The organism is Sphaerobacter thermophilus DSM 20745 (assembly GCF_000024985.1).
GTDB classification, from domain to species: domain Bacteria; phylum Chloroflexota; class Chloroflexia; order Thermomicrobiales; family Thermomicrobiaceae; genus Sphaerobacter; species Sphaerobacter thermophilus.
Window position 1 is genome coordinate 544,104 of record NC_013524.1, and the last position, 12,870, is coordinate 556,973.

Sequence of the window (12,870 nt, forward strand, 5' to 3'; positions counted from 1 at the left end):
CTAAAGGGGCTGTGATACTCAACATCCCGGCGTATCCGATTCAGCCTCCCATCGGGCACGGCGTCCTCAGCCCCTTCAGTGGGCTTCGCCGTGTCAGCCCAGGGGTTTACCCCCGGGCACGCGCCGCGCCGCTGGAACCCTCACACCACCCGCCGTAAAAGCCGACGGCAACAGCCAATAGTCCAAACCCGGCTCGCCACCACCACAGCCCGCATCAGCCCCCGGCTCGTGCCCGCCCCGGACATCCGCCTACGCCGCCGATGCACTTCAATCCATTCCTGCCCTGCCCTCTTCATCCGGCTAACCCCTTTATGTCTACCTCGATAGCCAGCTCACCCCAGACACCCCTACCCCCGCAACCGCTGCTCACACAGCAGCAGCGCCAGTACGCTCTGGCCGTCGGCGATGCGGCCGGTGCGGGCCAGGTGCAGGGCCTCCCCTACCGGCACGGGCAGGATCTCGATCCGCTCCGTTTGGAGAGCTCCGCCGGATCGTCGCCCCGGTACTGCGTAGTCGGTCGTGAACGCGGCGCTCTCTGCGGATCGAAGCCCAGCGGTCATCTGCTAGTGCTAGAATGAAACCTATCCACATACCGTACCCTTAGCGTCGCTGTAGCTATCGTGCTAGGAGGACGACATGGCATCCAGCGCGAATGGCACGCCCAGTATTACGTATCGCACCCCTGGGCGATCGGCGTCCCCGCTGCTGGGCGACTTCCCATGGTCTACGACGCCGCCACGTCGACGATCGCCGAGGGCAAAGTGCGCCAGGCCCAGGCGAAGGGGCTGCCCCTACCGCCTGGGTGTATTCTCGATCGGCATGGCGCGCCAAGCGATGTGCCCGGTGATCTGTACGACGGTGGGATGCTCCTGCCGCTGGGTGGATCCGTCGCGGGACACAAGGGATATGGATTTGCGCTAGCAGCGGCGCTCCTCGGCGGTTTGGCGATGAGCGCGGACGGTGCACAAGACCCCGATGCCCCTGCCAATCCGAACATCAGTGGTGTGTTGGTGCTTGTGCTTGATCCGGCGGCCTTTGGCAACACTGCACATTTCGCGGAACGGGCGGGAGCCGTCCTCGATGCCGCCACGCGGGTGACACCGGTCCCCGGCGTCGAACGCGTCCTCATCCCGGGTGAGCCTGAGGCACAGGCCCGGAGCGAGCGTCATCGGACCGGGATCCCGGTCCCGGAGCTCGTCTGGCGGGAACTAGAGCAGCTAGCAGCTCAGTTCGCGGTGGAGCTGCCGGAACACCGCGTGGAGTGACGTCCGTCGCCCCGTCACGAGCGCCTCATCGGCCTTCCGCTCCTCAGGCTCCGTCGGCTACGATGCGGGTGGCTTCGGTGGGGGTCATCGTGTGCATCGTATCGGAAAGGACGATTTGTGAGCGAGACACTCGGGGAGCGCCGGCTATCGGGCGACGTAGTCGACCCACTTCCACCAGGGCTCTACCCGGCGCGGATTCCGCTTGACGGGCGCTACGCACGGGTCGAGCCATTGCATCCGATCGACCACGCTCAGGAGTTGTGGGACGCGTCGCACGACGGACCGAAGGACGTGACCGATCGGATCTGGGATTACCTGCCGTATGGCCCGTTTCCCAGCTTCGACACGTTCCGTGCCTGGCTACGAACCTGCTCGGCAACGGCCGATCCGACCTTCTTCGCGATTCGCGACGGGCGGACCGGCAAAGCCGCGGGGATGGCCAGCTATCTGAACATTCGCCCCAGCGACGGGGTCATCGAGATCGGCCACATCTGGCTGGCACCCTCGCTACAGCGGAGCCGGGAGGCGACCGAGGCACTCTACCTCTTGATCCGCCATGCGATCGACGATCTCGGCTATCGCCGGGTGGAGTGGAAATGTAACGCGCTCAATGAGCCGTCACGCCGGGCAGCCGTCCGACTCGGCTTCGCCTATGAAGGGACCTTCTATCGGCACGTGATCGTCAAGGGGCGGAACCGTGACACCGCCTGGTTCTCGATCCTCGCCGAGGAGTGGTCCCCGATCCGGGCGAACTTCGAGGCCTGGCTGGCACCGGAGAATTTTGATGCGGACGGCCGGCAGATCCAGTCGCTCGGCGCCATGAACCGGGCACTGCGCGAGGGCCACCCCCGCTAAGGGCTGCCGAGTCCCCTTCAATTACGTTATGTCCGCTACCGTCGGGTGGGATAGCCCTGCCATCCCGGATGAGCTGCTACAGCGTCACACCGGCGTGGTCGCTGCCACGCCGATGGCATACCTCGCGGATTAGTCGAGGTAGCCTCGCTGCCGCAGCCGCTCTTCACACAGCAGCAGCGCCAGCGCGCTCTGGCCGTCGGCGATGCGGCCGGTGCGGGCCAGGTGCAGGGCCTCCCCTACCGGCACGGGCAGGATCTCGATCCGCTCCGTCGCCTCGTGCCGTGGCGTATGGCCGAGCTCCACTCCGAGTGCCAGGAACACGTGGCATTCCTGAGCGCTGTGCGTCACGCTCGGGTGGAACGAGCCGATCCGCTCGATCGTGGCACAGGTGCCACCGACCTCCTCCAGGAGTTCCTCTCGCGCCAGGTCCGCCAGCGGCACCCCCGGCCGGTCGTGCGTCCCTCCCGCCGGAACCTCCAGGCACCAGGCGTCCACCGGGTAGCGGTATTGGCGAATCAGCACCACCCGCCTGTCTCCCGTGACCGGCACCACGAACACGCCCGGCGGCTGGTCCAGGTACGTGTAGGTGATCTGCTCATCGCCGATGGCGATGTCATCCTGGCGCAGGCGAATCCACGGCGTCGTAAAGGGCCGGCGCGTCGCCACCGTCCGCCAGCCCAGCCCCCGCGCTACCGGCTTGTCGGTCGTCTCAGTCATAGCCCGTTTCGTCAACCGTCATGCGTCACCCGTACTGCGTATTGCGTACTGCGTCGTACGTGTTGCGTGTTCCGTGTTCGGTCCTACTCCCCTCTCCCACAAGGGGAGAGGGGCCGGGGGTGAGGGGGACGTATGACGCATGACGCATGACGTGTGACGCATCTCGCCTCACACCCTCACCCTTGCACCACGTACTCGCCGTCCTTCAGGAACACCTCGCCGTCGACCGTCACCTGCCCGCCCTGGCGCAGGTCACAGATCAGGTCCCAGTGGATCGCGCTCTGGTTGCGCGAGCCGCTGTCAGGGTACCCCGCGCCGAGCGCCATGTGGATCGTCCCGCCGATCTTCTCGTCGAAGAGGATGTTGCGGGTGAAGCGGTCGATCGCCCGGTTGGTGCCGAAGGCGAACTCGCCCAGGTAGCGCGCCCCCTCATCGGTGTTGAGCATCGCTTCGAGGAAGTCCTGGTTCTTCGCCGCGGTGGCCTTGACCACCCGGCCACGCTCGAACCAGAGGCGCACGTCCTCCACCTCGCGCCCTTGCACGATCGTGGCGTGGGTGAAGCGGATGTGCCCCTCCACCGAGTCCTCGACCGGTCCGACGAAGATCTCGCCGCTCGGGAAGTTGCGGTGGCCGTCGGAGTTGATCCAGGTCCGGCCGGAGATGCGCAGCCGCAGGTCGGTGTCCGGGCCGACGACATGGACCTCGTGCCGCGGCGTGAGCCAGTCGATCAGCCGCTGCTGGTATGCTGCCAGGTCGCGCCAGCGGGCCACCGGGTCTGGGTCGTCGAGGAACCCGGCGCGGACGACAAACTCCGTGTAGTCCCGGAGTGACATGTCGGCTTCCTGAGCCAGGGCGGCGGTCGGGAAGAGCGTCCCGCACCATTTCAGTTCCCCCTGAGCGGCACGCTCCAGGTGGCGCTCGCGGAGGCTGGCGCGGGCACGGGAGAAGACCTGTTGCCGCGCCGGGTCGATCCCCGCCAGCATCCGCGTGTTCTCCGGCGCGATCACCGAGAGCCGGGCGTCGGCCTCGAGGCTGGCGAATGCCTCCAGTGGCGAGATCGCCTGGAGCTGCGCATCGTTCCCCTCCCGCAGCAGGATCTCCTGTGCCTCGGGCAGATGGACGTCGAGGATGGGGAACGCCCCGAGCCGCAGCGCGTGCTGGTAGGCAGCCAGGAGCAGCGGCGCCGCCAGCGGGCTCCCGATCATGACCACGCGCTCCTCCGGCTGCAACTCCAGTGAGTACTCGGTCAGCACGCGCGCCAGGCGCTCGATTCGAGTCCCGTCCACCGGTACCCCCTTCCGTGGTCCCGTCGGCTCACCGCCCCCATTCACGCAGATCGCGGCCCGGCCCGCAACCGCGTCAGGTTCGCAACCCACGGCGGCAGGCATCGTTCGGTATCTCGGGTGACGCAAGAATAGGGCGCCGCACGCTGCGCCGCGTGCCCCGGATTGTCTATAATCCGCTGGACCCCGCCGCCAACCGAAGTCTGCTACCCAGCCGCGGGTCCGAAACCGGGGAGGTTACCGCACTGAGCCATCGTCTGTACCGCTCTGTGCTCGCCTGGCTCGTGGTCGCGCTCACGATCACGGCCTGCGGCGGGTTCGGGCGGCTCACGTCCACGTCCGAAGACCCGACCGCGTCGCCCGCCGTTGAGGTCGGGGATGCGCTGTCGGTAGAGGCCGCCGTCGCCGCGCTGGAGACGGATCGGGATCGGCTCGCCAACGGGCTGGTCGATCTGGTGGCGTATGTCAACGCCGCGCCGGGCAGCGCCGGGGTCGTCGCCGCGCAGGCCGGCTGCCCGGTCGCGCCGGAGGGGCTGGCCGTGCTGACCGACCGGCCGTTCCCGCGCGAGTTCTCCGTCGCCGGGGTAATGCTCCCCAACGAGGTGCCGGCCGCCATTCCTGCGCTGCGGTTGGTGGTCCCCTACTCGCTCGGCATCATCGATATCCCGTCGCGCGCTCGGCTGCGTGGGCACTTCTTCGATCCCGACTATGCCGGATGCCCCGGCGCCGATCGGTTGTTCGTCCTCGACGAGCTGGTGGAGCCGGTCACCGGTGTTCGGGTGATGCCCGTGGCGGAGTTGCCGGAGACGACCGACTGGCCTGAGTGGTCCGACGCCGGGCTGGGCCTCGGCATCCGGTACCCGGACGGGTGGACTGTTGAAGAGGCCCGGAACCAGGGGGCGATCGTCGAGGTGCGCTTCCAACCACCCAGCGCCGATGCGACCATGCGGCTGGCAGTGACGCCCGGGCAGACCGATGCCGGCATCGACGGGCCGCTGCCGGACGTGCTTCGCGGCGCACGGCACGCGCCCGCCCTCCTCGGCCCGGCGCGTGCCCGGCTCGTCGATGTCGTCGGACCGGCCAGGCCTGAAGGCAATGTCCGGGAGGTGCGCCTCGTCGCCAACTATCGGGGCAACACCGTCGTCGTCGCCGCCCACTTCACCGACGGCGCCGCGCTCAACCCGGCCTTGCTCACCGTCTTCTCGGCGATGGCCGCGAGCGTGCGTTTCGCGGAGCCGGTCGACCTCGCCGACCCGCTGGACCCCACGCTGACCGCGCGCGACGAGTTGGGTCCGGGGCCGTTCATCGGGGAAGCCACGGCCGCGGAGCGTGCCGTGATCGTGAGCGGGCTGCACGATGCGGTCGTCACCAACACGACGCTGGTGCCGGAGCGTGAAGCGCGCCTGGCCGTTCCCGGCTCGTGCCGGGAGTTCCCGGGGCAGCCGGAGGGTGTCTGGCTGGTGACGATCGAGGGCACGCACCCGAGCGGCCAGGCAGCACGCCTGCTCGTCTACCTCGACGCGGGCAGCGGGGAGCGGCTCTGTCAGACGGACGCCCCAGCCTCCTCGAACGACTAGACAGGGTCTTGACTCTGACGTAACGTCACCCTGTACCCTCCTTTGCGGAAAGGAGGCGAGCTTGGGTCACCATCTGGTTCGCACCGGTGAGCTCGCACGCATGACCTCCGTGTCGGTCCGCACGTTGCGGTTCTACGACAAGGTGGGTCTGCTCTCGCCCTCGGTACGGACCCCATCGGGGTACCGGCTCTATAGCGAGACGGATCTCGTGCGGCTGCAGCAGATCCTGGCGTTGAAGTATCTGGGCTTCTCGCTCGAGGAGATCAAGGCGTTCCTGGGCGCATCGCCCAGGAGCCTGCGCGAGGCCCTGGCGCAGCAGGGCGCCATGCTGCGTGAGCGGCGCGCGCACCTCGATACCATCATCAAGGCCATCGATCGGCTGCTGGAGGAGGACCGGTGCGAGTGGGAATCGTTAGTAGAAGTGATCCAGGCAATGCAGATGAGCCAGAACAAAGAGTGGCCGAAGAAGTACTTCACCGATGAGCAGCTCCGGGCCATGCAGGAGCTGAGCAAGAAGTCCTACTCGGAGGAGGCGCTCCAGCGTCTCCAGGCCCGTGGACCATGGACCGAGGAGGACCAGCGCCGCATCGACGAGCGCTACAACGCCCTCTACGCCGGCGTGCGGCGCCTCGTTGCCGAAGGCGGCGATCCCGGCAGCGATGAGGCGCAGGCCCTGGCCCGGGAGTCGATCGCCCTGATCGAGGAGTTCACGGGTGGCGATCCCGAGATCGCTGCGGGACTACAGCGGTGGTGGGAGACCTACCACAGCCTGCCGGCGGATCAGCGCCCCTTCGCGGACCCGCTGACCCCCGAGGAGCAGGAGTTCCTGGAGCGCGCCAAGGCGATCTACCGGGAGCGCCAGCAGGGCTAGTCCCTGCTGATCCCCGGCTCAGGGCATAAAGAAACCGCCTGGGACAGTGTCCCAGGCGGTTTCGTATTGTGGTAGCGGGGGCGGGATTCGAACCCGCGACCTTTGGGTTATGAGCCCAACGAGCTGCCACTGCTCCACCCCGCGCTGCAGGAAGTGGACGAACGAGATCCCGCGGTGCGGCCCCCGGCTGCGGAGGTCGGGCGTGCGCGCAGCGGCCTCGCCTCCCACGCGGTCGCCCGCGCAGTACTCTCCGGCGCTGGCGCCGGGCACGACCCGGTTCGGGATGGGACGGGGTGGAATCGGCGCCGCTCTCGGCCACGCGCACACCCGACCCCCCCAGCCACGACCGCTCACCGCGCGGTCCCGTTCTCGGTCCAAGCACCTGCTCGGCGATGCCCTCTGGGTCATGCCGGTGTCCACCCGCGGCGGACCACGAACCCAGAGCGGGATCCACCCTCGACCATGAGCACGGCTTCGCTCCGGTCCGTTACCGGCCGTCCACGTGCCGCCTCGCAACCGGGTGGTCTACCCGGGGTCTTACCCCCTTCCGGGGTGAGAAGGCTCATCTTGGGGCGGGCTTCCCACTTAGATGCTGTCAGCGGTTATCCCTGCCGCACGTGGCTACCCAGCAATGCCGGTTGCCCGACAACTGGCACACCAGCGGTGCGTCCAGCCCGGTCCTCTCGTACTAGGGCCAGCCCCCCGCAACCTTCTGACGCCCACGGCGGATAGAGACCGAACTGTCTCACGACGTTCTGAACCCAGCTCGCGTACCGCTTTCATGGGCGAACAGCCCAACCCTTGGGACCTCCTCCGGCCCCAGGATGCGACGAGCCGACATCGAGGTGCCAAACCGTGCCGTCGATGTGAACTCTTGGGCACGATCAGCCTGTTATCCCCGGGGTAGCTTTTATCCGTTAAGCCACGGCCCTACCACACGGTACCGTGGGATCACTACGTCCGCCTTTCGGCCCTGCTCGGCGGGTCAGCCTCGCAGTCAAGCACCCTTGCTGCCGTTGCACGCTCCGGCCGATTGCCATCCGGCCTGAGGGTACCTTTGAACGCCTCCGTTACCCTTTAGGAGGCGACCGCCCCAGTCAAACTCCCCACCAGCCACGGTCCCCCGCCCGGCTCACGGGTCGGGGTGAGTGCGTCGACCAGACCAGAGTGGTATTTCACCGTCGGCTCCCCCGAACCTGGCGGCCCGGGTTCTCCGCCTCCCACCTATCCTACACAAGCCTGGCCCACACACAATGGCAAGCTGGAGTAAAGCTCCACGGGGTCTTTTTGTCCTGCCGTGGGTCACCCGCATCTGCACGGGTCCTGCAATTTCACCGGGTCCCTCGTTGAGACAGCGCCCAGGTCGTTATGCCTTTCGTGCGGGTCGGAACTTACCCGACAAGGAATTTCGCTACCTTAGGACCGTTATAGTTACGGCCGCCGTTTACCGGGGCTTCCGTTCGGGGCTCGCACCCCTCCCGTTAACCTTCCGGCACTGGGCAGGCATCAGCCCCTATACGTCGGCTTTCGCCTTCGCAGAGACCTGTGTTTTTGGTAAACAGTCGCCTGGGCCGGTTCCCTGCGGCCCCCTCAGGCTCCGGACCGCGCAGGTCCTTCACCCTACACGGGGCGCCCCTTCTCCCGAAGTTACGGGGCCAGTTTGCCGAGTTCCTTAACGAGGGTTCTCCCGTCCACCTCGGTATGCTCTACCTGCCGACCTGTGTCGGTTTGCGGTACGGGCACGGTGCCACTGGCTAGAGGCTTTTCTCGGCAGTTCGGGCTCAACCCACTCGACGCACAACGCGCCTGACCATCACGCCTCAGGTCTAGCCCGGGGGATTTGCCTCCCAGGCCACCCTACACGCTTGGACGCGGGTTTCCCCACGCTGGGCCTACCCCCCTGCGTCCCCCCTTCGCTCATCACGTGACACCGTGGTACGGGAATGTTGACCCGTTGTCCATCGCCTACGGCTCTCGCCCTCGGCTTAGGCCCGACTCACCCGCAGCTGACAAGCATGGCTGCGGAACCCTGCGGCATTCGGTGGGGCGGATTCGCACCGCCCTCGCGCTACTCATACCGGCATTCTCACTCGTCGCCGCTCCAGCAGACCTCCCGGCCTACCTTCACCGCCGACGACGACGCTCCCCTACCGTCCGTCCACACGACGAACCCGCGGCTTCGGTGGTGGGCTTAGCCCCGGTGGATTGTCGGCGCCCGGGCACACTCGACCAGTGAGCTGTTACGCACTCTTTCAAGGATGGCTGCTTCTAAGCCAACCTCCTGGTTGTCTCCGCGCCCGCACTTCCTTGCCCACTGAGCCCACACTTGGGGACCTTAGCCGGCGGTCTGGGCTGTTCCCCTCTCGACGACGAAGCTTAGCCCCCGCCGTCTCACTCCCGCGAGTTCGCGCCACCGGCATTCGGAGTTTGGTTCGGGTTGGTAGGCGGTGAGCCCCCGCGCCGATCCAGTGCTCTACCTCCGATGGCCACCTCGCGAGGCTGGCCCAAAAACCATTTCGGGGAGAACCAGCTATCTCCCGGTTCGCTTGGCATGTCACCCCTACCCACAGCTCATCCGCGCCTTTTGCAACAGACGTCGGTGCGGCCCTCCACGCGCTCTTACCCGCGCTTCAGCCTGGCCATGGGTAGCTCACCGGGTTTCGGGTCGACCGCCCGCGACTCTCCGCGCCCTCTTCAGACTCGCTTTCGCTCCGGCTCCGGGTGTCCCTCCCTTAGCCTGGCCACGAACGGTCACTCGCCGGTTCATTCTCCAATAGGCACGCCATCAGGGAGCTCACGCCCCCCTCTGACCGTCTGGAGGCACACGGTTTCAGGCTCTCTTTCACTCCCCTCACCGGGGTGCTTTTCACCTGTCCCTCACGGTACTCGTCCACTATCGGTCGCGTGGGGTATTTAGCCTTGGGTGGTGGGCCACCCCGCTTCCCACGGGATTCCACGTGCCCCGCGGTACTCACGCACCCGGGCGGAGCCAGCCCCCCGTCGCCTACCGGGCTCTCACCGTCTCCGGCCGCCCCTTCCAGCAGCGTTCGGCTAAGGGACTGGTTGCTCACTCCGTGGCGGGTCTGCCGCCCCGCCCCCCGGGCCGTCCTACCCCCGACCAGCATCGGCGGCAGCCTGTACCACCGGCCGGGTTTGGGCTCCTCCCGGTTCGCTCGCCGCTACTACGGGAATGCTCTCTGCTCCTCGGGGTACTGAGATGTTTCAGTTCCCCCGGTACCCCCCCGCCGCCTATGCGTTCAGCGACGGGTGTCCCGGCATCACCCGGGACGGGTTGCCCCATTCGGACACCCTCGGATCACTGCCTGCCCGCGGCTCCCCGAGGCGTTTCGCCGCCTGGCCACGTCCTTCATCGGCCCCACGCGCCGAGGCATCCACCATGTGCCCTACTCGTGGATCTCCCCTCTGCATCCGCTCCATGCCCGCCACTCCCGGCGGACACCAGCACGACGCAAAGGCCATCAACCCACGCAGATGCTCGGACCTCTCCACTCCCTTGTTAAGGTGCCACGAACCGATGCGACTGCATCGGTCGCGACTGCTGGCGAGGCGCACCTCGCCAACTGAAGTGTAGTTCGTACGAGTCGAGCGACTCCGTCAGGTTAACGACCGGGCATCCGTCGTGCGGCTTGTCCAGGGGGTTGTCTGCCCTCCGCCGCAACTCCGCGGCCTCCACAGGCAGGGCCCTTCCTGCGCCACCACGCCGGTCGGGTGCGCTCTACGCCCACCCGGCGCCCCGGCCGGTTGACCTGGGATGGACGAGCCTGCGCTCGCCCCACTCCCTAGAAAGGAGGTGATCCAGCCGCAGCTTCCGCTACGGCTACCTTGTTACGACTTCGTCCCAATCACCAGCCCCACCCTCGACGGCTGCCTCCCGTATCGGGTTGGCCCACCGGCTTCAGGTGTTGCCGGCTTTCGTGACGTGACGGGCGGTGTGTACAAGGCCCGGGAACATATTCACCGCAGTATGGCTGACCTGCGGTTACTAGCAACTCCGCCTTCATGGGGGCGAGTTGCAGCCCCCAATCCGAACTGAGACCGGGTTTGAGGGATTGGCTCCGCGTTGCCGCTTGGCCGCCCGCTGTCCCGGCCATTGTAGCGTGTGTGTCGCCCAGGGCGTCAGGGCCATGCGGACTTGACGTCATCCCCCCCTTCCTCCGGGTTGTGCCCGGCAGTCTGGCTAGACACCACCGTAACTAGCCACGAGGGTTGCGCTCGTTGCGGGACTTAACCCAACATCTCACGACACGAGCTGACGACAGCCATGCAGCACCTGTCTCCCGGCTCCCCGAAGGGCACCCCCCGGTTTCCCAGGGGTTCCGGGGATGTCAAGCCCTGGTAAGGTTCTGCGCGTTGCGTCGAATTAAACCACACGCTCCGCTGCTTGTGCGGGCCCCCGTCAATTCCTTTGAGTTTTAGCCTTGCGGCCGTACTCCCCAGGCGGTGGACTTACTGCGTTAGCGCCGGCACGGAAGGGGTCAACACCTCCCACACCTAGTCCACAGCGTTTACTGCGCGGACTACCGGGGTATCTAATCCCGTTCGCTCCCCGCGCCTTCGCGCCTCAGCGTCAGGTCAGGGCCAGCTGGCCGCCTTCGCCACCGGTGTTCCTCCCGATCTCTACGCATTTCACCGCTACACCGGGAATTCCACCAGCCTCTCCCTGCCTCTAGCCACCCCGTCTCGCACGACCCTCCCCGGTTGAGCCGGGGGCTTTCACGTGCGACGCGGGCAGCCGCCTACGCGCCCTTTACGCCCAGTAACTCCGGACAACGCTCGCACCCTACGTCTTACCGCGGCTGCTGGCACGTAGTTAGCCGGTGCTTCTTCCGGGGGTACCGTCACTGCCTTCGTCCCCCCGAAAAGGAGTTTACACCCCGAAGGGCGTCATCCTCCACGCGGCGTCGCTCCGTCAGGCTTGCGCCCATTGCGGAAAATTCCTTGCTGCTGCCTCCCGTAGGAGTCGGGGCCGTGTCTCAGTCCCCGTGTGGCTGATCGTCCTCTCAGACCAGCTACCCGTCATCGCCACGGTAGGCCATTACCCCACCGTCTAGCTGATAGGCCGCAGGCCCCTCCCGGCACGGCTTCCGCCTTTGCTCGATCAGGTCACCCCCAACCGAGCCCATGGGGTATTAGCCACGGTTTCCCGCGGTTATCCCCCGCGCCGGGGCAGGTTACCCACGTGTTCCTCACCCGTCCGCCACGGTCGACCGCCAAAGCGGCTCCCGTACGACTTGCATGCATTAGGCACGCCGCCAGCGTTGTTCCTGAGCCAGGATCAAACTCTCCATCAAGATACGATCCCCATCATGGGGTTTCGTTTCCTTGATTCGCGATACCGGGGAGCACTCCGCCGCCTCGCAGCGACGGCCTCCATCGGAATCGCCGGAGTGCTCGCTGTACGAACTACACTTCAGTTGTCAAGGTGCATGCGGGCGTGAAAAACCCGCCGGCTGGCGGGCGGCACAGGATCCTCGCGCTGGTCGCGTCTCGGCTCCCTTTACGTGCCACACCTCCCGCACTCGCCTGATGAGTCTCCGGGCCGCGTTACCGCGTCCACCCAGAGCCTATGTATTATACTCATCGGAGTTGCCCTCGTCAAGGGCATTGCTCCTCCGGGGCTTGTGCCCCGCCGGCCTCGCGGCCGGGCTGGCTGCCCGCCAGCACGGGGAATATTACTCAGCCACTCCCGCAGCGTCAAGGGTGATCCACCACGATTTCCTGCCCAACCCCACCATCCCACCCGAACCACAGCCCCACGTACGAACGCACGGCACGACGATGCACGAGCACGCCGGCGCCGGCTACGCATCGCGGTAGAACCGCAGGTGGCGGATGCGCTCGGAGAAGATGTCGAAGCCCGACACATCGCCGCGGCCATCTCGGACGAAGACGATGTCGAAGAAGGCCCCGGCATTGAAGGCGTCATCCACGGTCGGATCGAGCACGAGATCCTCCATCCGCCGCCGCACGACCAGCCGCCCGTCGCGCACAACGAGGGTGTACCGGACGCGCAGGTCCGGAAAGACGTAGCTGCCCGCGTACGCAGCCAACGCCTCGACCGGAGGGGTGGTCGGTTCCACGACAGCGAAGACGGCCTCCCGGCCGTCCGCGGTGACCTCGCTGTAGCGCAGCACCCCATCTGGTCCCGGGCCGATGCGCGCTTCGCGGGGCGGCTGTCCGACGCGGAAGCGACCGCCGCCAAGCGGCGTCAGGTCGAGCTGCTCACCGAAGGCGCTACTGATGCGGAGCTGACCGTCTTCGAGGGTTATCGATCGGGTCAG

At 66.9% G+C, this 12,870-nt stretch carries 8 protein-coding genes, 1 tRNA gene and 3 rRNA genes; 4 read left to right on the forward strand and 8 right to left on the reverse strand.

From position 1 onward, the window contains the following. Positions 1 to 347: 347 nt before the first annotated feature. Positions 348 to 560, reverse strand: a complete 213-nt coding sequence (locus tag STHE_RS14570; protein WP_041400400.1) for an NUDIX hydrolase — start codon at positions 558 to 560, stop codon at positions 348 to 350. Between the two features lie 60 nt (positions 561 to 620). Between STHE_RS14570 and STHE_RS18220 the strand changes: the two genes are divergently transcribed. Both STHE_RS18220 and STHE_RS14585 read left to right on the forward strand, forming a co-directional pair. Continuing rightward, positions 621 to 1,265, forward strand: a complete 645-nt coding sequence (locus STHE_RS18220; RefSeq protein ID WP_169308213.1) for an Ldh family oxidoreductase — start codon at positions 621 to 623, stop codon at positions 1,263 to 1,265. Positions 1,266 to 1,382: 117 nt separating this feature from the next. Continuing rightward, a complete protein-coding gene (locus STHE_RS14585; RefSeq protein WP_012873357.1) occupies positions 1,383 to 2,120 on the forward strand; it encodes a GNAT family N-acetyltransferase in 738 nt (245 codons plus the stop codon). Between the two features lie 129 nt (positions 2,121 to 2,249). On the opposite strand, the gene STHE_RS14590 is transcribed toward STHE_RS14585, so the two are convergent. Next, entirely contained in the window at positions 2,250 to 2,837 is a 588-nt protein-coding gene (locus tag STHE_RS14590; RefSeq protein ID WP_012873358.1) for an NUDIX domain-containing protein, read from the reverse strand. A gap of 176 nt (positions 2,838 to 3,013) precedes the next feature. Then, positions 3,014 to 4,123, reverse strand: a complete 1,110-nt coding sequence (locus tag STHE_RS14595) for an aminopeptidase (RefSeq protein ID WP_012873359.1) — start codon at positions 4,121 to 4,123, stop codon at positions 3,014 to 3,016. Between the two features lie 266 nt (positions 4,124 to 4,389). On the opposite strand from STHE_RS14595, the gene STHE_RS14600 reads away from it, so the two are divergent. Continuing rightward, positions 4,390 to 5,697 carry a hypothetical protein gene (locus tag STHE_RS14600; RefSeq protein ID WP_041400406.1) on the forward strand — a complete coding sequence of 436 codons (1,308 nt, stop codon included), beginning with the start codon at positions 4,390 to 4,392 and terminating at the stop codon, positions 5,695 to 5,697. 61 nt (positions 5,698 to 5,758) lie between these two features. Next, the gene (locus STHE_RS14605; protein ID WP_012873361.1) at positions 5,759 to 6,568 is read left to right on the forward strand and encodes a MerR family transcriptional regulator; all 810 of its coding nucleotides are present in this window, start codon (positions 5,759 to 5,761) and stop codon (positions 6,566 to 6,568) included. Positions 6,569 to 6,637: 69 nt separating this feature from the next. Here the strand turns inward: STHE_RS14605 and STHE_RS14610 are convergent. From STHE_RS14610 to STHE_RS14630, 5 genes are all read right to left on the reverse strand, one after another. Next, positions 6,638 to 6,712, reverse strand: a tRNA-Met gene (locus tag STHE_RS14610). A gap of 59 nt (positions 6,713 to 6,771) precedes the next feature. After that, positions 6,772 to 6,891 (reverse strand): 5S ribosomal RNA (gene rrf / locus STHE_RS14615). A gap of 120 nt (positions 6,892 to 7,011) precedes the next feature. Then, positions 7,012 to 9,987, reverse strand: a 23S ribosomal RNA gene (locus STHE_RS14620). A 385-nt stretch (positions 9,988 to 10,372) separates the two neighbouring features. Continuing rightward, positions 10,373 to 11,880 (reverse strand): 16S ribosomal RNA (locus STHE_RS14625). Together the 16S, 23S and 5S rRNA genes with 1 tRNA gene alongside form the textbook arrangement of a ribosomal RNA operon. 510 nt (positions 11,881 to 12,390) lie before the next feature. Continuing rightward, positions 12,391 to 12,723, reverse strand: a complete 333-nt coding sequence (locus STHE_RS14630; RefSeq protein ID WP_012873362.1) for a hypothetical protein — start codon at positions 12,721 to 12,723, stop codon at positions 12,391 to 12,393. Positions 12,724 to 12,870: the final 147 nt, after the last annotated feature.

Bases quoted from the DNA above. Each gene is read 5' to 3' on its own strand.
- STHE_RS14570 (WP_041400400.1), bottom strand. From the start codon at position 560: ATGACCGCTGGGCTTCGATCCGCAGAGAGCGCCGCGTTCACGACCGAC.
- STHE_RS14590 (WP_012873358.1), bottom strand. From the start codon at position 2,837: ATGACTGAGACGACCGACAAGCCGGTAGCGCGGGGGCTGGGCTGGCGG.